The organism is Streptomyces sp. NPDC001568 (assembly GCF_042893755.1).
Classification (GTDB): domain Bacteria; phylum Actinomycetota; class Actinomycetes; order Streptomycetales; family Streptomycetaceae; genus Streptomyces.
In genome coordinates this window covers 449,748-471,875 of record NZ_JBIAVF010000003.1, presented here as the reverse complement: position 1 = coordinate 471,875, position 22,128 = coordinate 449,748, and the positions used below count along the sequence as shown (strand labels likewise).

The window sequence follows — 22,128 nt, the reverse complement described above, 5'->3', positions numbered from 1 at the left end:
TCAGGCCTCGACCTTCACGGTCTCGACGCGGACGGTGAAGTCTTCGATGACGGTGTTGGCGAGGAAGGTTTCGGCCATCTTGTGGATGCGGTCGAGGGCGGCCTGGTCGACCGGTCCCTCCACCTCCAGTTCGAAGCGCTTCCCCTGGCGGACGTCGGCGATCCCCTCGAAGCCCAGACGCGGCAGTGCACGCTGCACCGCCTGGCCCTGGGGGTCGAGGATCTCCGGCTTGAGCATGACGTCGACTACGACGCGTGCCACTGGCACTCCCGTGTGGTGGTTGGTGCGAAGGCGGTTCCATCAGCGTACCCGGCCGAAATTTCTACGCGGGTAGATATCGCATGCCGCCGATCATCCCGCCGTTTCGGCTTCACCAACGCTTCGCAAAATCCACCGGAAAACCACGCGCCCGGCATTGCGGCGGGACACGCGGGGATAATTAACTGGGCTTCGCTATTCAATGAGAATCACGGTACAAAGGAATCAGCCGGGATTCCGGCGGTTTGATGCATTCCACCGAAACATCCACACACGCGACATCACCGCACGTCAACGGGTGGTGACCGCGTACGAAGGGACCGATATCCGTGGCGCAGCGCGTAGTAGTCACGCTCTCCGACGACCTCGACGGCGGGGAAGCGGCGGAAACGGTCGTGTTCGCTCTGGACGGTAAGTCGTACGAGATCGACCTCAATGCGGCCAACGCAAAGAAACTGCGGAAGGGCCTGGCCCCCTTCGTGGCCGCCGGCCGCCGCCAGTCCCGTTCCGGGAAGGTGTTCCGGCACACAGCGGTGGCCCCCGACCCGGCGGTCGTCCGCGCCTGGGCCCGGGCGAACCAGCACGACGTGCCGCCCCGCGGACGGATCCCCAAGCGCGTCTACGAGGCGTACAACGCCGCCCACTGAGAGCGGATTTGCCAAGCACCCCCACCGATCGGCTAATGTGTGGATCACGCCGAGGGGCCAGCCGGAAGGCCGGAACCCGAAGTCGTGCGGGTGTAGTTCAGTAGCAGAACACCCCCCTTCCAGGGGGGAGGCGCAGTGTGCGATCCCTGTCACCCGCTCTGCACGCTTTACCGGCCACGGTTGTGGATCAGGTAGAGTGATGCTCGCAGCCCACGGCACTCGTGTCGTGCAAGCATGCGGACGTAGCTCAGTTGGTAGAGCACCACCTTGCCAAGGTGGATGTCGCGCGTTCGAGTCGCGTCGTCCGCTCAGCGAACAAAGGCCCCGATCATTGATCGGGGCCTTTGTCGTGTTCCGCGTTCTATGTCCCGGGTTCCGTGTCCCGGGTTCCCCGTTCCCTGCCCCTGTTCCGCGTTCCGCGTTCCGCACCGATTCCGCAGCCCGTGTGGCGTGGATCACCGTCGATGACAAATGTCATCGGGAGCCGTGACAGCGCGCACTGACCGGCCCGGCCGGCCGCCGCGAGGCTGGGGACATGACCGACACAGTGATCCAGGCAGAGGGACTGCGCCGCGGCTACACCGGCGGGTTCGAGGCGGTACGGGGCGTCTCCTTCTCGGTGGCCCGCGGCGAGATCTTCGCGCTGCTCGGCACCAACGGGGCCGGCAAGACTTCCACGGTGGAACTCCTGGAGGGGCTGAGCGCACCGACCGGCGGGCAGGTCCGCGTCTTCGGCCTGGACCCGTACGCCCGGCGGAGCGAGGTCCGGCCACGGACCGGCGTCATGCTCCAGGAGGGCGGCTTCCCCTCGGACCTGTCGGTCGCCGAGACCGTCCGGATGTGGAGCGGGGTCACCTCCGGGGCACGGCCGGCCGCGGAGGTGCTGGGGCTGGTCGGGCTGGATGCACGGGTCTCCGTACGGGTCAAGCAGCTGTCCGGGGGCGAGCGGCGGCGGCTCGACCTGGCGCTGGCCCTGCTGGGGCGGCCCGAGGTGCTGTTCCTCGACGAGCCCACCACCGGCATGGACCCGGAGGGGCGCCGGGACACCTGGGCCCTCGTACGGGAACTGCGGGCGCAGGGCACCACGGTGCTGCTGACCACGCACTACCTGGAGGAGGCCGAGGCACTCGCGGACCGGCTGGCGATCCTGCACGAGGGCGAGCTCGTCCTGACCGGAACCCCCGCCGAGGTGACGGCGACCCGGCCGTCCCGGATCCGCTTCACCCTGCCGGACGGGGTGCCCGCCGGGCGGCTCCCGCTGGGGCTGCGGGCGGCGGCGGACGGGCCGCACGTGGAGATCCGTACCGACCGGCTCCAGGGAGCGCTCGGCGAACTGTTGCGCTGGGCGCACGACTCCGGGGTGGAACTGATCGGGCTCGACGCCCGCTCCGCCTCCCTGGAGGAGGCCTTCCTGGACATCGCACGGAGCCGGCGCGAGGCGGGCGCGGTGTCCGCCGCCGGCGGTGGCAGCGGCAGGGCCGGCGAGAACGGCAACGGCAACAACGACGTGATGGTGGGGACCCGATGAGCACGCTGACCCTGAACCCCGGCCGACTGACCGCACTCGGCCGCTCCGAACTGACCCTGCTGGTGCGCAACCGGGCCGCCCTGAGCGTGGCCCTGCTCATGCCGGTGATGATGGTCTTCGTCCTGCGTTCGACCCTGAGCGCGGACACCGTGGGATCGGTGGCCGTGGCCACGCTGACCGGCGGCATCGGGATGGTGCTCCTGCTCGTCGTCTACATGAACCTGGTCTCCGCCTACGTCGCCCGCCGCGAGGAGCTCGTCCTGAAGCGGCTGCGCACCGGTGAGGCCGGTGACCTGGAGATCCTCGCCGGGACCGCGCTGCCCGCCGCCGTCATCGCCCTCGTGCAGATCGGCGCCCTCGCCCTCGCCGGGGCGGCCGTGCTGGACGCGCCCGCGCCGGACAACCCGTTGCCGCTGGTCGCCGGCGTGCTCGCCGCTCTGCCGCTGCTCGCCGGGATGGCCGCCGCCACCAGCGCCTTCACCCGCAACGTCGAGACCGCCGGGATCACGACGCTGCCGCTGTTCCTGCTGACCGCGCTCGGCTCGGGACTGTTCGTCCCGCTGGACTCACTGCCCGACGCGATGGCCTCGGTGTGCGAACTCCTGCCGCTCAGCGGGGTGATGACCCTCGTACGGGCCGGCTGGGACGGTGGCGCGGCGGACGGGGAGCTCCTGACGGCCGCGGCCGTCACGGTGGCCTGGATCATGGTGACCGTGTTTGCTGTCCAGCGGTGGTTCCGCTGGGAACCGCGCCGCTAGCGCGTACGACCGGGGGACGTGGGAACGACGTGTCGAAGTTGACCGGATGGTGGAAGAACCGCACCAGCGCGGCGAAGGTCGAGTTGTACACGCGCTGGTCGTTCCACTTCTTCGCGGTGATCGAGGCCTTCGCGGTCCTGGTGGGACTCGCTCCCCAGGGCAACAGGGCCGTCACCGCCGCACTGGCGCTGCCGCTGGCCGCGCAGGTCGGCCTGTGCGGGCTGTTGTCCTCGCGTTCGCTGGACTACGCGCTGGGGCGCCGGGAGCGGCCCGTGCGGCTCGCGGTGGCGCTGGTGGCGCTCACGGCCTCGATCTGTGTGGCCATGATGGTGCTGCGGTCCGCCGGGACGATCACCAACGACAACGTCGCTCCCACCGTCGTGATCAACACGATGGCCTTCGCCTCCGGTGCGCTGACGCTGATGCTCGACAAGGTCCGCCACATGCTGCTCCTCGCGCCCACCGGCTCGGTCGCGGTGGCGGGCCTGGCGCTGGTGGCCGGACTGCCCCCGCTGGACTCCTTCGGGTTCGCCGTCGGGTTCCTGATCGTCAGCCTGCTGCTGACCTTCACCTGCGGGTTCTCCCGGTGGCTGCTGAAGACCGTCTACGAGCTCGATCACGCCCGGGAGCTCCAGGCGCAGCTGGCGGTCGCCGAGGAGCGGCTGCGGTTCGGGCGGGACCTGCACGACGTGATGGGCCGGAACCTGGCGGTGATCGCCCTGAAGAGCGAGCTCGCGGTGCAGTTGGCGCGGCGCGAGCGCCCGGAGGCGGTGGACCAGATGATCGAGGTGCAGCGGATCGCCCGCGAATCGCAGCGGGAGGTCCGTGACGTCGTGCGCGGCTACCGGGAGGCGGACCTCGCGGTGGAGCTGGAAGGGGCGCGCGGGGTGCTGAGCGCGGCCGGCATGGACTGCCGCGTCGAGTTGGAGGCCGGGGGGCGGACGCTGCCGGGTGAGGTGCAGTCGGCGCTGGGCTGGGTGGTCCGCGAGGCGACCACGAACGTGCTGCGGCACGGGGACGCGCGCAGCTGCCTGATCCGGCTGACGGTGCCGGAGGGCGCGGGCCCGGTGACCCTGCTGGTGGAGAACGACGGGGCGCCCGACGCCCCGGCCGGGCCGCCCGGCTCCGGCCTCGCCGGGCTGCGCGAGCGGCTCGCGGCGGTGGGCGGGACCCTGTTGGCGGGACCGGCCGGTGGCGGCCTGTTCCGATTGCGGGCCGAGGTTCCCGGCCCGCCGGCGCGACGAGTGGAGGCGCGGGCGTGAACCCCGTACGAGTACTGCTGGCGGACGACGAGCACCTGATCCGGGGCGCGCTGGCCGCGCTGCTGGGTCTGGAGGACGATCTGGTGGTCGTCGCCGAGGCGGCTTCGGGACCGGAGGCGCTGGCCATGGCGCGGGCGCACCGGCCCGACGTGGCGGTCCTGGACCTCCAGATGCCCGGGGCGGACGGTGTGAGCGTGGCCACAACGCTGCGGTCCGAACTCCCCGACTGCAAGACCATGATCGTGACCAGTCACGGGCGGCCCGGGCACCTGAAGCGGGCCCTGGCGGCCGGTGTGCGCGCGTTCGCGCCGAAGACGGTGTCGGCGCAGCGGCTGGCCGAACTCATCCGCACCGTGCACGGCGGAGGCCGCTACGTGGACCCGGAGTTGGCGGCCGACGCGATCAGCGCGGGGGACTCGCCCCTGACGGCGCGGGAGGCCGAGGTGCTGGAGTTCGCGGCGGACGGGGCGCCGATCGCGGAGATCGCGGAGCGGGCCTCGCTGTCGCAGGGGACCGTACGGAACTACCTGTCCTCGGCGGCGACGAAACTGGGGGCCGAGAACCGGCACACGGCAGTGCGTCTCGCACGCGAGCGGGGTTGGGTATAGTTGTCCTCGCGCTACGGCGCACAGGCGGACATAGCTCAGTTGGTAGAGCACCACCTTGCCAAGGTGGATGTCGCGCGTTCGAGTCGCGTTGTCCGCTCAGCAGACGAAGGCCCCGATCGATGATCGGGGCCTTCGTCGTTCCTCCGGGCCGGCCCGAAGCTCCCGGATCAGGTCCAGGACAGGCCGGTGAGCCGCTCGTACGCCTCGACGTACTTGGCGCGGGTCCGGTCGACGACCTCCTGCGGCAGCGCGGGCGGCGGGAGTTCGCCCTTGGGGTCCCAGCCGGAGGCCGGGGACTTCAGCCAGTCGCGGACGAACTGCTTGTCGAAGGACGGCTGCGCGCGGCCCGGCTCCCACTGGTCGGCGGGCCAGAAGCGGGACGAGTCCGGGGTGAGGACCTCGTCGGCCGCGACCAGGACGCCGTCGGCGTCGAAGCCGAACTCGAACTTGGTGTCCGCGAGGAGGATGCCGCGCTCGCGGGCGATGTCCCGGGCCCGCCCGTACACGGCCAGGGTGGCCTGGCGCAGCAGCGCGGCCGTCTCGGGGCCGGTGGTGCGGGCGACCTCCTCGTAGGAGACGTTCTCGTCGTGCTCGCCGACCTCGGCCTTGGCGGCCGGGGTGAAGATCGGGGCGGGCAGCTCGGAGCCGTCGACGAGGCCCTCGGGGAGCGCGAGTCCGCAGACGGTGCGGGTCTGCTCGTATTCGGCCAGACCGGATCCGGTGAGGTAGCCGCGGGCCACGCACTCGACGGGGACCATGTCGAGGTTCTTGCAGATCAGGGTGCGGCCGGCCCAGTCGGCGGGGGCTCCCGCGGGCAGCTCGGTGCTGATCACGTGGTTCGGGACGATGTCGGTGAGCTGGTCGAACCACCACAGGGACAGCTGGGTCAGGACGCGGCCCTTGTCCGGGATCTCGGTGGGCAGCACCCAGTCGAAGGCGGAGATGCGGTCGCTGGCGACCATGACGAGCCGGCCGTCCTCGTCGCGGTAGAGGTCGCGGACCTTGCCGGTGTGGAGGTGGACGAGGCCGGGCACCTGGACCGGCTCGGGCTTTTCGACGAATCCGGACACGGGGTCTCCCTGTGGTTCTGTACGAGCGCGTGCCCATTCTCCCGTACGGGGCCCCGTGCCCGGCCCAGGGGGGCCGCCGGCGGCGTCAGTCGCGCTTGCAGATCCGGTCGAGGAGGTTGGCGGTGGCCCGCTGGACGCGCTCGTCGACGTGGCCGGGGCGGTCCAGGGCCGGGGACCAGGCGAAGGTGCCGGAGGCGAAGACCAGGGCCCCGCTGGGCGCCCGGTAGAGGGAGGTCTCCTGGTGGCGCTTGGCACCCTCGGTGTCGAGGTACGGGGAGTGCGCGAGCAGGATCCGGTCCTGGTGCTCGGGCAGTTGGGTCCGCGGGAAGTACCGGTCGGCCTCGCCCGCGACGAGGCCGTCCAGCTCGTCGTTCTCGGCGGCTCCGGTGGAGTCCCACAGCCAGTGCGTGGAGTTGCGGACGATCAGCGGCGCCGGCTCGGGCACGCGGCCCGCGTACTGGATGCCGAGCAGTTGCTGTTCGGGGCGGTCCACCTCGCGCCAGAGGCTGGGACGGCCCGGGCCCCGGCGCTTGCGGCAGGTGAGGAGCCGGTCGGCCACGCCGGAGGGGGAGGGGCCGAGCTCGACCTGCCAGTACATGGTGTTGGCGGACAGGAAGACGAGCGAGGTGCCGTGGTCGCGGGCCCGCTCCACGGTGCGGCGCATGGGCGCCGACCAGTACTCGTCGTGGCCGGGGAAGACCAGGCCGCGGTAGCGGGTCGGGTCGATGCGGCCGGCGTGCAGGTCGCGGGTGTCGGCGTAGGCGAGGTCGTAGCCGTAGCGCTCGGCCCAGCGGATGAAGTCGTAGGCGTGGCCGACGTGCAGGGGCAGGCCGGCGCCCGCGTAGGGGCGGTCGAAGGAGACGGTGACGGCGGCGTCGCGCTCGCCGAGGAGCCGGCCCTCCTCGTCCCAGGCGTGGTAGAGGCTGGCGCCGGTGTGGCCGTCCTCGGGGTAGAGGTTGTAGGCCTGCCAGGTGATGTCGGGCAGCAGGAGCAGGAGGTCGGCGGGGTGGTCGTCGCGGACCGTGAAGGGGATGTGCGAGCGGTAGCCGTCGGCGGTGGTGAGGACGGCGACGTAGGCCCCGACCGTCCAGTACGAGGGGACCTGGAGCCGCCACGACAGCCACCAGTGGTGGCAGGAGACCGTACGGTCGGCGGTGAGCGGGGGCGGCTGGACGATGCCGGACAGCCTCGGGCTCGTGGTGATCTTGAAGGCGCCGTCGCCGGCGTAGTGGCCGATCCGGTACACGTCGACCGAGAACTGCTGGGGCGGGTCGACGGTGATGTGGAAGTCGATCGCCTCGCCGGGGGAGACGGCTCCGGTGGAGGCGAAGCCCTTGATCTGGCGGTGCACGTCGTCGGCGGTACGGGGGCCGCCGGAGCGGGCGCGCGGGATCTGGCCGGCGGCGACCGCCGGGTCGACGTACCAGGGGACGACCTGGCCCGAGTCGTCGTAGTAGAGCTCGCTGCCCCGGAACCAGGGCAGGGGGCCCTGCCCGAAGGGGTCGTTCACCGCGTGCGCGAGCGCACCTGACTCCCACCGCCGGATCTGGTCCGCACCCATTCCGCTCCCCTCCCTCGCTCCCCCGAACGCGTCTTCTCCCGCTTCGGTGCACGACAGCTTTCGGACACCTGCCGGTACCGGTCCCAGCACATCACATTACGCACGCGGCCCGTCACCGTTCGTCGCGAATTGACGTGCTCGGAACGGGAGTGGAAGGCCTGCCCCCGCTTCGGTGGGTCGGATTGGGATGGTCGGGGCGGCTTTCGGGGGGCGGAGGAGAGCGGTCGCGGCGGGCTCGGGCGCGGGGCCCGCGGGCCGTGGTGGCGGGTTCCGACCCGTGTCGGGGCGCTCTGCGGGCTCGCGTGGGCTCGGGCTCGGGCTCGGGCGGGCTCGGGCCCCGCGCCCCGGGCCTGCCGCTCGGGCACGGGGGTCAGACCAGGCGGACAGGCTTGTCGGGGCGGACGCCGAGTTCGGCGAGCCAGTCGCGCAGGGGTCCCGGATCGCCGTCCTCCACGAGGGACAGCACCCGGGGGGCCAGGTCGGAGCGGCGTTCGCCGCCGACCAGCAGGACCGGGCCGTCGAGCCAGTCCAGACCCGGGCCGGCGCCGGCCGAGTCCACGGCGGCGCAACAGACCAGTGCCGTGACGTGGTCGGCGAGCAGGTCCCGGCCGCTGCGCGGCGGCTGGAGCGGGAACAGCGGCACCGTATCGGCGCCCCGGGCCTTCTCGGCGTCCGCGCGGGTGCCCGCGGCGTGCTCCTCGCGCGCCAGATCACCGCTGAGGCGGCCGGCGAGGGCCTCGGCAGCCGCGCAGTCGCCGGCCGGGTCGGTCAGGTGCCCCAGGACCCGTTCGAGGGTGGGGCCGTCGAAGGCGTCCCCGGCCTGAGCGGGGGCGGAGGGGGCGGACGGGGCGGACGGGACCGGGACGGCGGGGCCGACCGGGGCCTGGGCCGACGTCGACGGGGCGGACGCGGAGGCGTACGCCGTCGGGGCGCCCGCACCGGCGGGCACGCCGACCGAGCCGGCGGAACTCGCGGGACGGGGCTCGGCGTCGGTGTCACGGGGTTCGGCGGGGTGCCGGGAGTCCGCGGGCGGCGTCGCCGTCGGCGGGCCCGCGGGGACGGACAGGACGTCCAGCGCGGTGTGCAGCCGGGCCGCCTCCGTGCGCCACTTGCGGTCCACGACCTCCTCCGGGTACGCCGTCCAGTCCACCGGCGACCAGTCCGGGCCGGTCTCGGCGGGGCCGCCGTGGAACAGCCGGGCGGCCAGCAGCGAGGTGGCCTCGTCGATCGCGCCGGGCTGTTCCAGCAGGTCGCAGGCGGGTCGGTCGCCGAGGCGCGAGGTGAAGCCGTCGGCCAGCCGGTCCCGGCGGGAGAGTTCGGTCAGGGCGGAGACCACCCCGGCGTCGAGGTGCGCCGGCCAACGGCCCATCCGCCAGGCGGGCAGGGCGACGCGGGTCAGCAGCCGGTCCCAGCCCGCGTAGGCGAGGCCGACCTGTTCCTGGGCCATGATGCGCAGCCCGTAGTCCACACCGTGTGCGCGGTCGGAGGCCGCCGCGGCCACGCCGCGTTCCATCTCGGCGGCGTCCGTGCGGCACAGCCGCAGCAGCAGCCGGGCGGGAGGCACGATCCAGCCGAGGCCGCGGCGCCCGCCCACGTCCACCGCGGCGTCGAGGCCGCGGACGAAGCCGCGCGCGTCGGCTATGTCCGGGTGCGCGGAGGGGCCCGTACCGGCGACGACCGGGGCGAGGACGGCGCGGAGTTCGGCGACGCGCATCCACCACAGGAACGGGGAGCCGATCACCAGCACGGGAGCCGCGCCCGGCTCGGACTCGGGCCCGGCGGACAGCGCGCCGCGGCGGTGGGCCGGGTGCGTACGGTCCTCCAGCCAGCTGTCGCAGTCCGGGGTGAGGGCTATGGCCGAGGGCGCCGGCACGTCCATCCGGTCGGCCAGGTCGCGCACGAGCCGGTAGAGGTCGGGCGCGGCGGCCTCGGAGAGGGGCACCGTCGGTGTCACGGCGGGGCCGGCGCGCAGCACCACCGCGGCGAAGATCCCGCCCACGAGCAGCACCAGCGCGGCGACCGCGCAGACGACCAGGGTCACCACGGGCCAGGGATCCCCGGCCAGCCGGCCCGTCATCCGGGCGCTCACCAACACCACCGCGAGGGCGGCGGGCAGCAGCACGACGGCCAGCGCCCTGCTGCGGACCCGCAGCACGGCGAGGGCCCGTGAACGCGCGGAGGGCGCGCCCACTTCTGCGATCGAACCGGTTCCGGACACGGCCGGACCTCACCCCCTCTGCCCTGCGGCGGCGTAGCTCACTCCCCCACTGTGACACCAGCCACCGACATCGCAATGCCGGTGGGCCATGTGCCGGAATGCTTGCGCCGCACCCTAGTTGGGGCAGGGGCGGCCGTCAGGCAGTCCGGGTGACGATCACCCGATGGAATGGCTTTGGGTAAAGCTGGGTGCGTTCGAACGCGGCCGGATGCAGTCGCACGCGGACATGCGCGCGGGCCCGGAGCGCACCGTTCGCGCTCCGGGCCCGCCTTGTCGCTGTCGTGCTGGTCAGCGGCCTTCGGCCGCCTTGGCCGCAATGTCCGTACGGTGCTGCGATCCGTCGAGCCGGATGCGCGCGACGGCCTTATACGCCTTCTCGCGGGCCTGCGCCAGATCGGTTCCGGTCGCCGTCACGGAGAGCACGCGGCCACCCGCGCTGACGACCGCGTCGCCCTCGCTCCGGGTGCCGGCGTGCAGCACGTAGGTGTCGGGGCCGTCCTGCTCCGCGACCTCGGCCAGGCCCTCGATCGGGTCGCCGGTGCGCGGCGTCTCCGGGTAGTTGTGCGAGGCGATGACGACCGTGACGGCCGCCTCGTCGCTCCAGCTGAGCGGGGCTCCGGCGTCCAGGGTGCCGTTGGCGGCGTTGAGCAGCACGCCCGCCAGCGGGGTGCGCAGCCGGGCGAGGACCACCTGGGTCTCGGGGTCGCCGAAGCGGGCGTTGAACTCGATGACCCGGGTGCCGCGGCCGGTGAGGGCCAGGCCCGCGTAGAGCAGTCCGGAGAAGGGGGTGCCGCGGCGGCGCAGTTCGTCGACGGTGGGCTGGAGCACCAGCTCCATGACCTCGTCGACGAGCTTCGGGTCGGCCCACGGGAGCGGCGAGTAGGCACCCATGCCGCCGGTGTTGGGGCCCTCGTCGCCGTCGAGCGCGCGCTTGAAGTCCTGCGCGGGCTGGAGCGGCAGCACGGTGACGCCGTCGGTGATGGCGAAGAGGGACACCTCGGGGCCGTCGAGGTACTCCTCGATGACGACGCGGTCGCAGGCCAGCGCGTGGGCGCGGGCGGCGGCCAGGTCGTCGGTGACGACGACGCCCTTGCCGGCGGCGAGGCCGTCGTCCTTGACGACGTACGGGGGGCCGAAGGCGTCGAGGGCCTCGTCCACCTCGTCCGCGGTGGCGCAGACGTAGCTGCGCGCGGTCGGGACCCCGGCGGCGGCCATGACGTCCTTGGCGAAGGCCTTGGACCCCTCCAGCCGGGCGGCTGCCGCGGACGGGCCGAAGACGGGGATGCCGGCCGCGCGGACGGCATCGCCGACCCCGGCGACCAGCGGGGCCTCCGGGCCGACGACGACCAGGTCGGCGCCGAGTTCGCCGGCGAGACGGGCGACGGCGTCGCCGTCGAGGGCGTCGACCGGGCGCAGCTCCGCCACCTCGGCGATGCCGGCGTTGCCGGGAGCGCAGTACAGCGCGTTGACGTCGGGGTCGAGGGACAGAGAGCGGCACAGGGCATGTTCGCGGGCGCCGCCGCCGATGACGAGGACCTTCACGCCGCCCAGGGTAGCCCGGACGGCGCGGCCGGTTTCGTGCGGCCACCCAACTACGGGGCGCTACTCATTCGTGTATTCCTCCACAACGGTGGCTCCGAGCTCGCGCACGATCAGGTCGTGCCCGGAGAGCGCGCTCTCCACGAGGTCGGGATCGTCCGCCTCCGCGACGTCGTCCTCGGGGGCCACCGGCGGGGGCGCCTGGTGCGCGGGGGGCTGCTGCTCGGGAGCCTGCCGTTGGGGCTCGTACGACTGCTGCGGCCCGGCGGGGGCCTGCGGCTGCTGCGGGGGCGGCGGGTTGTGGGCCGGGGCGGGCGGGGCCGCGTACGAGCCCTGCGCCACGGGGGCGGGGGCGCCGCCCTGGCCGACGACGGCCTCGATCCTCCAGTTGACCTGGAACTGCTCGGCCAGGACCGCCTTCAGGACCTCCTCGCTGCCGCTGCTCGCGAAGTTGTCGCGGGCTCCGGGGTTGGGGAAGCCGAGTTGGAGGGTGGTCCCGTCGAAGCCGGTGACCTGGGCGTTCTGGCTGAGCAGGATCCAGGTGAAGCGGCGCCGGTTCTTGACGGCCTCCAGCACTCCGGGCCACATCGCCTGGACCTGGCCCGCCCCGGCGGCCATGCCGGGGGAGGGCGCGGCCGCCGCGGGAGCGGCCGACCGGGAGGCGGGGGCCGAAGGGGCCGGGGCGGGCGGCTGGGCGCCGCTGCCGGGGGCGGCGGCGCTGGGCCAGGCGCCGGCGGCGGGAGCCGGAGCCGCGGCCGGGGCGGCAGCGGGGGCGGCGGCGGGCGTGGCCGGGGTGGCGGCTCCCGGCCAGGCGCCGGGAGCCCCGCTGCCGGGCTGGGCGGCGCCGGGCCAGGCTCCGGGAGCGGGGGCGGAGGCGGGGGCGGAGGCGGAGGCTGCGGGCGCCTGAGGCGCCTGGGGGGCCGCGACGGGCGGTGCGGGGGCCTGGGCGGCCTGCACGGGGGCCGGAGCGGGCGCCTCCTCGGCGCGTACGGCGGCGCGCGCGGCGGCCACGCCCCCGCCGGGGCCGGCCGGAGCCATGCCGTGCGCCTCGGGGGCCGGTACGTAGGCCATCGCCGGCGGGGCCGCGAAGGCGGCGGGCGCCCCGGCCGGGGGTCCGCTGCGCTCCAGCCGGTCGAGGCGGGCCTGGAAGGAGCGTTCGTCGTCGAAGGCGGCCGGCAGCAGCACCCGGGCGCAGATCAGCTCCAGCTGGAGCCGCGGCGAGGTCGCCCCGCGCATCTCGGTGAGGCCGGTGTTGACCAGGTCGGCGGCGCGCGACAGCTCGGCGGCCCCGAACACGGAGGCCTGGGCCTGCATCCGCTCCACGACGTCGGCCGGGGCGTCGATGAGGCCCTTCTCGCCGGCGTCGGGCACGGCGGCCAGGATCACCAGGTCGCGCAGCCGCTCCAGCAGGTCCGCGACGAAGCGGCGCGGGTCGTTCCCGCCCTCGACGACGCGGTCCACGACCTCGAAGGCGGCGGCGCCGTCGCCGGCCGCGAAGGCGTCGATGACGGAGTCGAGCAGGGAGGCCTCGGTGTAGCCGAGCAGGGAGGTCGCCATGGCGTACGTCACACCGTCATCGGCGGCGCCGGCGAGGAGTTGGTCCATCACGGACATCGAGTCACGCACCGACCCGGCGCCGGCGCGCACCACGAGCGGCAGCACGCCGTCCTCGACGGTGGCGCCCTCACGGCCGCAGACCTCACCGAGGTAGTCCCGCAGGGTGCCGGGCGGAACGAGACGGAAGGGGTAGTGGTGGGTGCGCGACCGGATGGTGCCGATGACCTTCTCGGGCTCGGTCGTGGCGAAGATGAACTTGAGGTGCTCCGGCGGCTCCTCGACCACCTTCAGCAGGGCGTTGAAGCCCGCCGAGGTGACCATGTGGGCCTCGTCGATGATGTAGATCTTGTAGCGGCTCGACGCCGGCCCGAAGAACGCCTTTTCCCGCAGGTCACGGGCATCGTCCACACCACCGTGCGAGGCGGCGTCGATCTCGATGACGTCGATCGAGCCCGGGCCGTTCCTGGCGAGGTCGCGGCAGGACTGGCACTCGCCGCACGGGTCGGGCGTGGGGCCCTTCTCGCAGTTCAGGCAGCGGGCGAGGATGCGCGCGCTGGTGGTCTTCCCGCAGCCTCGCGGACCGCTGAACAGGTACGCGTGATTGACCCGGTTGTTGCGCAGGGCCTGCATCAGCGGGGCAGTGACATGCTCCTGCCCGATGACCTCGGCGAACGACTCGGGGCGGTAGCGGCGGTACAGCGCAAGGGACGACACGTCTACGAGGTTATCCGGGCCCGCCGACAACGGCGGCCCGCCGACGCCCCCGGGCCCGCCGCGGCGACCCCGCCCGGAACGCAAAGCGCCCCCCACGCACCCGCCAGAGCCCACTTACCCTTGCTGCCTTCCGGCCCTGGGGGAGTTGGGTGAGATAGCGCCACGTGAGGGGCTGGGCCCCACCCTAGCGGATACCGACCCCGGCAATCGACCCGGACCCGCACGCTCCGGAATCCGAGGGCCGGGGAGGGGCGCCGACGGGGGCGGAGGAGCGGGTCGAGGGACGCGGAGCGATGTGGTCCCTCCGGCGCCCTCGGGCCGGGCCGGCGGGGATCAAGGACCGATCAGGGAGGACTTCCGAATCCGTGATCCGGATCGTGTTCGCGAGCACCCCTCAACGTCTTGTATTGTTTGCCGCGGAGGATTCGCCTAGTGGCCTAGGGCGCACGCTTGGAAAGCGTGTTGGGGGCAACCCCTCACGAGTTCGAATCTCGTATCCTCCGCCAGTGCCTCACCGGGCACGTTGTCGAAGGGCCCCACCGTTCGCGGTGGGGCCCTTCGACGTATGCGGTCCCGCCTTCGGTCTCCGTCGCTCCCCGCGGCCGTCCCTGAGATCCGAGCCGGTCGTTCGCCCCCGTCGGCGCACCTGACACGTGATCACAACATCGCCCGGCCCTCGCCCGAGGCCGAGGAGTCCCCCCGACCGGTTGGATCAGCCGCGCTGCTTGATCACCACGGCTGCGCATGCCTGCCGGCAGCGCTTTGCAGGGCGACGCTCCGCCGTAGCATCGGGGCTCCGTGCCTTGCGCGCGGCGCCAATCGAGCCACCGGTGCCAGGAGCGAAACTCTGTGCCTGAGATCTTTGACAACCTCGACGACCAACAGTTGGGGACCGCCCTGAAGCGGTCCCTGGCCGACTTCGCGAGCGTCGATGTCGCCACCGGTTACTTCGACATGCGCGGCTGGGATTCGTTCAAAGACCTCGTCGAGGCCAAGCGCGGGGCCGAAGGAGGTGGCGCGGCAGGGGATCCGGTGGTGCGGCTCCTCGTCGGCATGGTCGCCCCGAGCGACTCGGAAACCATCCTCGAATCCCTGCAGCGGGACGTGCAGTCCGCTCATGGTGACGACGAGCAGTACCACGACATGGAGACGGCACACGCGCGCAAGGAGCAGTTGGTCAAGCACCTGCGCAACCAGCTGATGCGCGGGCTGGCGACCAAGCGGGGACGCGCCACCCTGGAGACCTTGCGCGGGCAGTTGGCGGACGGCCTGGTTCAGGTGAAGGTGTTCACCGAGAAGCCGCTGCACGGGAAGACGTACATCTTCCACAAGCCCGGCGACCACCACACCCCTCGGTTCGCCTACGTCGGCTCCTCCAACTTCACCGGCGCGGGGCTCTACAGCAACCTCGAACTGAACATCGAGGTGCCCGACAAGGACGCGACCCGGAAGCTCGCCACCTGGTTCACCGACCGGTGGGACGACCCGTTCTCGCTCACCATCACCGTCGAGATCATGGACCTGATCGCCGCGTCCTGGGCCGGCGACCAACCGACCCCGTTCGAGGTCTACCTCAAGGTCTGCCACGAGTTGTCGCAGGACGCCCGCGCCGGCATGGGCTACACCCTGCCGCCGTCGATGAAGAACCTGCTGCTGCCCTACCAGGAGACCGCGGTCCGCACCCTCGCGCGCCGGATCGTCCGCCGGGGCGGCACGATGCTCGGCGACGTCGTCGGCATGGGCAAGACCCTGACGGCCGTGGCGACCTCGCTCATGCTGCAGGGCGCCGAGGACTACTCCACCCTCGTCCTGTGCCCGAAGAACCTCGAAGGCATGTGGACCAAGCACCTGGAGGAGTACGACGTCAACGGCCGCGTCGTGCCCTACTCGATGGCCGCCGGGCGGCTCCCCGAGCTGAAGCGGTTCAACCTCGTCATCTGCGACGAGTCGCACAACCTGCGCAACAACACGCGCATCGACTACGAGGCGATCCACAAGTACGTCCGCGACAACGGCGCGAAGGTACTGCTGCTGACCGCGACACCGTTCAACCTGGCCTTCACGGACGTCGCCAACCAGATAGGCCTCTACCTCGACGAGGACGACGACCTGGGCATCGAGCCCACCGTCGCGCTCGGCGAGGACCCCGGCCTGCGGGCCAGGGTCGACGGCAAGACGACCACGCTCACCGCGTTCCGCGAGTCGGACGAGGCCGAGGACTGGAAGCGGCTCATGAGCGACCACCTCGTGCGCAGGACCCGGTCGTTCGTCAAACGGACCGCGAGGACGGAGACCGTCACGGCACCGGACGGCACCACGGTCGAGCGGGAGTACCTGGAATTCGCCAACGGCCGGCGTTTCCACTTCCCGACGCGCGTGCCGCGTCCGCTGGTGCACCACTTCGCCGATGACGACGTGGCACGGGAGATGGAGAGCGACGCCACGCTCGACGCGGTGGCCTCACTGCGGCTGCCCCGCTACCGGCTGTCCTCCTACGACAACCCGAAGGCCCGTCACACCGAACAGGACCTGGCGGTGCTGCGCGCCGTCCGCGCCGGCCGGGGCAACGTCGTCGGCTTCGTCCGTACCGGCCTCTTCAAGCGACTGTCCTCGTCGGGGCACTCGTTCATCGTGTCGCTCACCCGCCAGCGGGCCCGCAACGACCTGTTCCTGTACGCGATAGACGAGGGACTCCCGCTCCCCATCGGCACGTTCACCGATGCCCAGCTGCAATTCACCGACCTCGACGCCGACTCCGAGACCGAGTCCGACGGTCCGTTGCTGCACGGCGACATGACCGGGCGCTACGAGCAGCTGGCGCACTCCCTGCCCAAGCACACCAAGTGGATCAACTCCACGGTGTTCACGCCGGCGCTGCGGGCCGATCTCCGCCGGGACAACGACACCATCGAGGCACTGCTCAACCGGTTCGGGACCTGGGACGTCACCCGCGACTCCAAGGTCAACCGGCTCGTGGACCTGCTGCGTCACGAACACCCGGGGGAGAAGGTCCTGGTGTTCAGCGAGTACGTGGACACCGCCGCCTACGTGGCCGGGGCGCTGGCGGACGCCGGCATCGGCAGGGTCGGGCTCGTCAGCGGCGCCACCAGCGACCCCGCCGAGGTCGCCAGGCGGTTCTCCCCTCGTTCCAACGCACTGCCCGCCGACGAGGGCGACCCCGCCGCCGCGCTCTCCCCCGACGACGAGCTGGACGTCCTGGTCGCCACCGACGTGCTCTCGGAGGGGCAGAACCTCCAGGACGCGCACATCGTCGTCAACTACGACCTGCCCTGGGCGATCATCCGCATCATCCAGCGGGCGGGCCGCGTCGACCGCATCGGCCAGAAGTCCGACCACGTGTACGTGTACCTGATCACCCACGACAAGGTCGAGCAGCAGATCAACCTGCGCCTGCGCATCAAGCAGCGGCTCGCCGACAGCGCCCGGGCATTCGGCTCGGACGAACAGTTCTTCGGATCCGATCGCGAGGTCGAGATCCTCGAGGACCTGTACAACGGGAAGCTGTCCGACACCGACGAGGACGAGGGCGAGGCGGACGCCGTCAGCGAGGCGTACCTGGTGTGGTCCCACGCCATCGAGAGGCATCCCGGCATCGTCCGGCGCGTCCTGGACTCGCAGGACAACATCGCAAGCACCCGCTCCCCCCGGGTCGCCGAGACCGGCGATCAGGTCGCCTGCTTCATCAACACCCGGTCCGGCGTCGAAGCGTTCGCGATCTCCGAACCCGGCCCGGACGGAGTCATGAGGGAACGGCTGGTGACCCCGCTGGAGGCCCTCAGGGTGTTCGAGGCCGAGCCCGACACCCCGACACGTGAACCGCTGGGCGACTCCTTCGAGCGGGTCGAGCAGCTGGTGCACGGTCCGCTGACGACGGAGGCGGTGGCCGAGGGGAACCTCAAGGGCACCCGCAAGCGGGTGTGGGAGCGGCTGCACGGCAGCACCGGCACCCTGTTCACGGATCAGGCGCGCGAGGCGCTCAACGCGCTGCACGAGCGGCCCCTGACCGAACACGCCAATGCCAGGCTTCGGATCGCCTTGCGCAACCGGTTCAGCTACGACGACCTCATCGAGGTGCTGAACCAGCTCCACGAGGACGACAGGCTGGTCATCCGGACCAGCGAATCCGACCCCATCAAGATCGTCTGCTCGATCGGAGTGATCCCCGCGTGAACGACCACCTGATCGAGCGCGTCGAGGCGCACGGCTACCGCGACCTCTTCCTCAAGGACCTTCACTGGTCCGCCCCCACGCACAAGCGGCCCGTCGTGCTCACGGACGACGAGGGCGGGACGATCACGGCCAGGAACGTCTCCAGCTACAAGGGCGTCTCGGTCTGGGTCTGCGATCAACGGCCCGGGTCGGATCTGGAATCCCGGCTCGACCAGCTGATCGCCAAGGAGTCGGTCGACCGGCTCACCATCTTCTTCGACGAGGTCGAACAGGTCTGGCGTTGGCCCGTGCGACGGTCGACGGCCGCGAGCACGACCACACGACTGTCGCGGCACCGGCACATCACGGGGCAGGACAACCCGGGATTCGCCCACCGACTCGGTGCGATCCGGATCGACTGGAACCGGCCCCCCGACGCCACCGGGCTGATCGCCCAGGTCCGGGACGCCTTCGACGTCGAAGCCCGGAACGAGACCCGCCAGGCGTCCAAGCTCATGGCCCGCATGTACGCGTCGCTCGAATCCTGCGGAACCTCGGAGCACGAGATCTCCGTCAGCCTGGCCCGGATTCTGTTCCTCATGTTCGGTGACGACACCGAGATGTGGAAAGCCGGTCTGTTCCAGCGCTTCATCACGACCCACACCCGGCCCGACGCCGCTGACCTGGCCTCCCGCCTGAACGAGTTGTTCACCTGGCTGGACACGGCGGACGGGGACCGCGGCCCCGCGCCCGAGCACCTTCGCGGCTTCAAGTACGTCAATGGTGGAATCTTCGGCGAACAGATCACCCTGCCCACCCTGAAGCCCGAGTTCCGAGATGCTGTGCTCGAGGCCTGCCAGAGGGACTGGGCGGCGGTGAGTCCGGCCATCTTCGGCTCGATGTTCCAGTCCGTACGCGACGCGAAAACCCGTCGCGAACTCGGAGAGCACTACACGTCCGAAGAAAACATCCTGAAGACGCTCGATCCGCTCTTCCTGGACGAGCTGCGCGCCGAGTTCGACGTGGCCAAGTCGAAGAAGAACGAAAAACTGGCCCTCACCCGACTTCGCGACAGGATCGGAAGACTGAAGTTCCTGGACCCCGCTTGCGGGTGCGGCAATTTCATCATCATTGCCTACCGTGAGCTGCGCGATCTGGAACTGCGCATCATGGAGAGGCTGCAAGAGCTCACCGGTGACGATCAGATGCTCCTGGCCAACCTCGGCCTCAAGGTCACCCTCGACAACTTCTACGGAATCGAGATCGACGAGTGGCCGGCCAAGATCGCCGAAACGGCCATGTTCTTGATGGACCGCCAGGCCGACCTGAAACTCATCGAACGCCTCGGATGGGCTCCCGACCGGCTGCCGATCCGGCGCCAGGCCACGATCACCGTGACCAACGCGGCCCGACACGACTGGTCTTCGCTGGTCACACCCGGACCTGACGTCATCGTCGCGGGCAACCCGCCGTTCATCGGCCAGTACACCAAGACGGCCGGGCAGATCGCGGACGCCAGGCACGCGTGGGGGGTGCGCTACGACGGGTACCTCGACTACGCGACGATCTGGCATGCGAAGGCCATGGAGTACTTCAGGAACGACCCTGGACAGTTCGCCTTCGTCACCACGAACTCCATCGCGCAAGGACAAGCCGTCCCGGCGCTCTTCGAAGCCCTCCAACACGACGGCTGGCACATCAAATTCGCCCATCGTACGTTCGCCTGGACGTCGGAGGCGGCAGGCAAAGCGGCTGTGCACTGCGTCATCATCGGGTTCACCAAGGCAGAACAGTTCGGCCGGAAGAACCAACGCCTCTTCGATTACCCGGACATCGGGGGCAAGCCGATCGAAACGCCGGTCGTCAACGGGATCAACTCATATCTGATCGACGGCCCGGACCTGCTCGTGCGCAAACGCTCCAAGCCGCTCTCCGACCAAGTTCCGCCCGTGGTGTACGGCTCGAAGCCGACCGACGGGGGCGGGCTCATCGTGGAGGCGGGCGATCGGGACGAGGTGATCGCCGATGCCGTGGCGGCCACCTACCTGCGGACCTACCTCGGCGCCGACGAACTGACCCAGGCGAAGGACCGCTGGTGTCTCTGGTTGGAAGGGGCGGACCCCGTCGATCTGGCAGCGAGCCCCGTACTGGCGGCGAGGCTGGAATCCGTGCGCGAGAAGCGGCAGGAAAGCTCCAAGGCACAGACTCGGGCGCTCGCCGCTTCTCCTCATCTCTTCGCGGAGAATCGGCAACCCGACGTCCCGTTCCTCGCCATCCCCGCGCACGTCAGTGAAGCCCGGCGCTATTTCACCGCTGCGCGGTTCGGCGCGGATGTGGTCTGCGGAAACGCCAACTTCCTCACTGCGGACGAGGACGGTTTCCTCTTCGCTCTCATCTCATCCTCGATGTTCATGACGTGGCAGCGCGCGATCGGAGGCCGCATCAAGTCGGATCTCCGCTTCTCCAACACCATCGTGTGGAACAACCTCCCCCTGCCGCGGACACCTGTCGCCCTGCGACAGGAAATCATCGACAGGGGGCGCGGGGTGATTGCGGCCCGCGAGCTGGCTCCGGAGAAGTCGTTGGCGGAACATTACAAAGCCACCGCGATGGATGCCGATCTCGTCGCGGCCCACGACGCGCTGGACGCGGTGGTGGACAAGGCCTTCGGCGCCTCGCGGGTGTGCCGGACGGAGGCGGAGCGCCAGTCCGTCCTCTTCCGGCGCTACCAGGAACTCACCGGCTGACGAGCGGCGCCGGGCCGGGCGGACCCCCGCGCCTCAGGCGGGATCGGCGCGCCGGCGGCAGAGGTCTATCAGGCGTTCCCACGCCGGGACCGGTTTGCCGGTCCGGGACGCCATGAGGGTGACGGCGACCAGGGCGTCCAGGGCGAGGACCGGTTCCGGGCCGTCCGGGTCCGGTGGGGTGAGGCCGCCGAAGGCGTTCACATCGTCCGCGAGGGCCTCCAGACGGGGGTCGTCGCGGTCCCAGGCGGCGGCCCGGTCGCAGGTCAGGTACAGGCGCTGGAAGGCGGGGTCCTCGAACAGGGCGAGCTTGTGGCGCGCCCACCGCGGGACCTGGTCGGGGTACCGCGCCGCCAGCAGGATCCACGTGTCGCGCTCGGTCCGCACGGCATCCGGGGAGAGGCCGATCTCGCGGAGCCGGTCCAGGAGGACCACGACCTCCTCGGGGAGGAAGAGCGCGTCGCCCGCCGAGAGTTCGGCGATCCGGGCGCGGCGCCGCTTCAGCTCCCGCATCCGGGCCCTGAGGTCGTCGTCGATCTCCTTCACGGACGCGGCGAACCGCTGGGGCGTGGCGCCCATCAGTTCCTCGATCCGGGCGAGCGGGACGCCCGCGTCCGACAGGGTCCTGATCCGTACGAGGGCGACGATCGCGTCCGCTCCGTAGCGCCGGTAGCCGGAGAAGTCGCGCTCCGGCTCGGGCAGCAGGCCGCGTTGGTGGTAGTGGCGGATGGCGCGCACGGTCACGCCCAGATAGGTCGCGACCTGGCCGATCGTCAGCATGATGCTCCCCCCGGAGGAGTCGTGGGCCGGAACGCCTGCCCCGGACCCGGACCCTGCCCCTGCCCCTGCCGTGTCGTGGTCCGACGCTCTGACCATGGACACGACGACAACGTCTCGACAGGCTACCGAGGCCGCCTCCGCCCGGCACGACGCGATCACGGCGACCGGTCCGCGCACGTCGTCGGGCGCCGACCGGCCGGTTCCGGGCGCGCACGGGCTTCCGCCGCGACCTCGCCCGCCGGGGCCGGGCACCCGGTTCAAGGCGGGCCGGGTGGCGGCCGAAGAAGCGGGTAGTCGATCCTTGAGAAACGGAGTCCCGCATGCGTCCGATCCCGGGTCCGAACACGCGTCGTCCGATCCTGCGTCCCGCCCTGCTCGCCGCCGCCGTCCTGGTCACCCCGCTCGCGGTGGCGCCCGTCGCGTACGCGGCCCAGGCGGTGGAGTCCGTACGTCCCGCCGACGAAGCGCGGGCCGAGCCCTACATCGTCACCCTCGCCCCGGACGCCGACCCGGAGCGGGTGATGGCCGAGACCGGCGTGACCGAGGTCCGGTACGTGTACCGCAGCGTCGTACGGGGCTTCGCGGCCGATCTGAACGAGGCGCAGCTGGCCGCCCTGCGCGCGCACCCCGCGGTGGTCGGCGTCGAGCGGGACGGCCGGGCCGTCGGTACGCCGGTGGAGCAGGGCGGGGCCACGGGCGACTGGTGAGCCGCGG

The 22,128-nt window shown here is 71.6% G+C and carries 15 protein-coding genes, 4 tRNA genes and 1 other RNA gene; 12 read left to right on the top strand and 8 right to left on the bottom strand.

Features of this window, described 5'->3' with window-relative positions:
* A complete protein-coding gene (gene purS / locus ACFY0I_RS07975; protein WP_362874988.1) occupies window positions 1-261 on the bottom strand; it encodes a phosphoribosylformylglycinamidine synthase subunit PurS in 261 nt (86 codons plus the stop codon).
* 326 nt (window positions 262-587) lie between these two features.
* Here purS and ACFY0I_RS07970 point away from each other — a divergent pair, with 326 nt between their 5' ends.
* The 8 genes from ACFY0I_RS07970 to ACFY0I_RS07935 all read left to right on the top strand — a co-directional run bounded on the left by ACFY0I_RS07970 (window position 588) and on the right by ACFY0I_RS07935 (window position 5,158).
* Window positions 588-905 carry an Lsr2 family protein gene (locus ACFY0I_RS07970; RefSeq protein ID WP_388891686.1) on the top strand — a complete coding sequence of 106 codons (318 nt, stop codon included), beginning with the start codon at window positions 588-590 and terminating at the stop codon, window positions 903-905.
* Window positions 906-991: 86 nt separating this feature from the next.
* Window positions 992-1,063 (top strand) — tRNA-Gly (locus ACFY0I_RS07965).
* Between the two features lie 78 nt (window positions 1,064-1,141).
* A tRNA-Gly gene (locus ACFY0I_RS07960) sits at window positions 1,142-1,214 on the top strand.
* A 226-nt stretch (window positions 1,215-1,440) separates the two neighbouring features.
* Window positions 1,441-2,433, top strand: coding sequence for an ABC transporter ATP-binding protein (locus ACFY0I_RS07955; protein WP_388891683.1), 993 nt, complete (start codon window positions 1,441-1,443; stop codon window positions 2,431-2,433).
* The gene (locus tag ACFY0I_RS07950; protein WP_388891679.1) at window positions 2,430-3,191 is read left to right on the top strand and encodes an ABC transporter permease; all 762 of its coding nucleotides are present in this window, start codon (window positions 2,430-2,432) and stop codon (window positions 3,189-3,191) included. Before ACFY0I_RS07955 ends, ACFY0I_RS07950 begins: the two co-directional genes overlap by 4 nt.
* A 29-nt stretch (window positions 3,192-3,220) precedes the next feature.
* Window positions 3,221-4,453 carry a sensor histidine kinase gene (locus ACFY0I_RS07945; protein ID WP_388891675.1) on the top strand — a complete coding sequence of 411 codons (1,233 nt, stop codon included), beginning with the start codon at window positions 3,221-3,223 and terminating at the stop codon, window positions 4,451-4,453.
* On the top strand, window positions 4,450-5,061 hold the full coding sequence (locus tag ACFY0I_RS07940) for a response regulator (protein WP_385572654.1): 612 nt from the start codon (window positions 4,450-4,452) through the stop codon (window positions 5,059-5,061). Before ACFY0I_RS07945 ends, ACFY0I_RS07940 begins: the two co-directional genes overlap by 4 nt.
* Before the next feature lie 24 nt (window positions 5,062-5,085).
* Window positions 5,086-5,158 (top strand) — tRNA-Gly (locus ACFY0I_RS07935).
* A gap of 70 nt (window positions 5,159-5,228) precedes the next feature.
* Here ACFY0I_RS07935 and ACFY0I_RS07930 read toward each other — a convergent pair.
* From ACFY0I_RS07930 to ffs, 6 genes are all read right to left on the bottom strand, one after another.
* Window positions 5,229-6,131, bottom strand: coding sequence for a phosphoribosylaminoimidazolesuccinocarboxamide synthase (locus ACFY0I_RS07930; protein WP_388891672.1), 903 nt, complete (start codon window positions 6,129-6,131; stop codon window positions 5,229-5,231).
* Between the two features lie 85 nt (window positions 6,132-6,216).
* Entirely contained in the window at window positions 6,217-7,692 is a 1,476-nt protein-coding gene (locus ACFY0I_RS07925; RefSeq protein ID WP_388891669.1) for a N,N-dimethylformamidase beta subunit family domain-containing protein, read from the bottom strand.
* A gap of 370 nt (window positions 7,693-8,062) precedes the next feature.
* Window positions 8,063-9,910: a hypothetical protein gene (locus ACFY0I_RS07920; protein ID WP_388891666.1), complete on the bottom strand. Its 1,848-nt coding sequence runs from the start codon at window positions 9,908-9,910 to the stop codon at window positions 8,063-8,065.
* Between the two features lie 288 nt (window positions 9,911-10,198).
* Complete coding sequence (purD, locus tag ACFY0I_RS07915) at window positions 10,199-11,452, bottom strand: phosphoribosylamine--glycine ligase (protein ID WP_388891664.1); 1,254 nt, start codon at window positions 11,450-11,452, stop codon at window positions 10,199-10,201.
* Between the two features lie 60 nt (window positions 11,453-11,512).
* Window positions 11,513-13,720, bottom strand: coding sequence for a DNA polymerase III subunit gamma and tau (locus tag ACFY0I_RS07910; protein WP_388891661.1), 2,208 nt, complete (start codon window positions 13,718-13,720; stop codon window positions 11,513-11,515).
* Between the two features lie 78 nt (window positions 13,721-13,798).
* Window positions 13,799-13,897, bottom strand: an RNA gene (ffs, locus tag ACFY0I_RS07905) — signal recognition particle sRNA small type.
* Between the two features lie 241 nt (window positions 13,898-14,138).
* Between ffs and ACFY0I_RS07900 the strand changes: the two genes are divergently transcribed.
* The 3 genes from ACFY0I_RS07900 (at window position 14,139) to ACFY0I_RS07890 (ending at window position 20,637) form a co-directional block, all read left to right on the top strand.
* Window positions 14,139-14,226 (top strand) — tRNA-Ser (locus ACFY0I_RS07900).
* A gap of 343 nt (window positions 14,227-14,569) precedes the next feature.
* A complete protein-coding gene (locus ACFY0I_RS07895; protein ID WP_388891659.1) occupies window positions 14,570-17,911 on the top strand; it encodes a helicase-related protein in 3,342 nt (1,113 codons plus the stop codon).
* A 95-nt stretch (window positions 17,912-18,006) separates the two neighbouring features.
* A complete protein-coding gene (locus ACFY0I_RS07890) occupies window positions 18,007-20,637 on the top strand; it encodes a class I SAM-dependent DNA methyltransferase (protein ID WP_388891657.1) in 2,631 nt (876 codons plus the stop codon).
* 33 nt (window positions 20,638-20,670) lie between these two features.
* On the opposite strand, the gene ACFY0I_RS07885 is transcribed toward ACFY0I_RS07890, so the two are convergent.
* Window positions 20,671-21,414, bottom strand: coding sequence for a MerR family transcriptional regulator (locus ACFY0I_RS07885; protein ID WP_388891654.1), 744 nt, complete (start codon window positions 21,412-21,414; stop codon window positions 20,671-20,673).
* A gap of 320 nt (window positions 21,415-21,734) precedes the next feature.
* Here ACFY0I_RS07885 and ACFY0I_RS07880 point away from each other — a divergent pair, with 320 nt between their 5' ends.
* A complete protein-coding gene (locus ACFY0I_RS07880) occupies window positions 21,735-22,121 on the top strand; it encodes a protease inhibitor I9 family protein (RefSeq protein WP_388891651.1) in 387 nt (128 codons plus the stop codon).
* The last annotated feature ends 7 nt before the right edge of the window (window positions 22,122-22,128 follow it).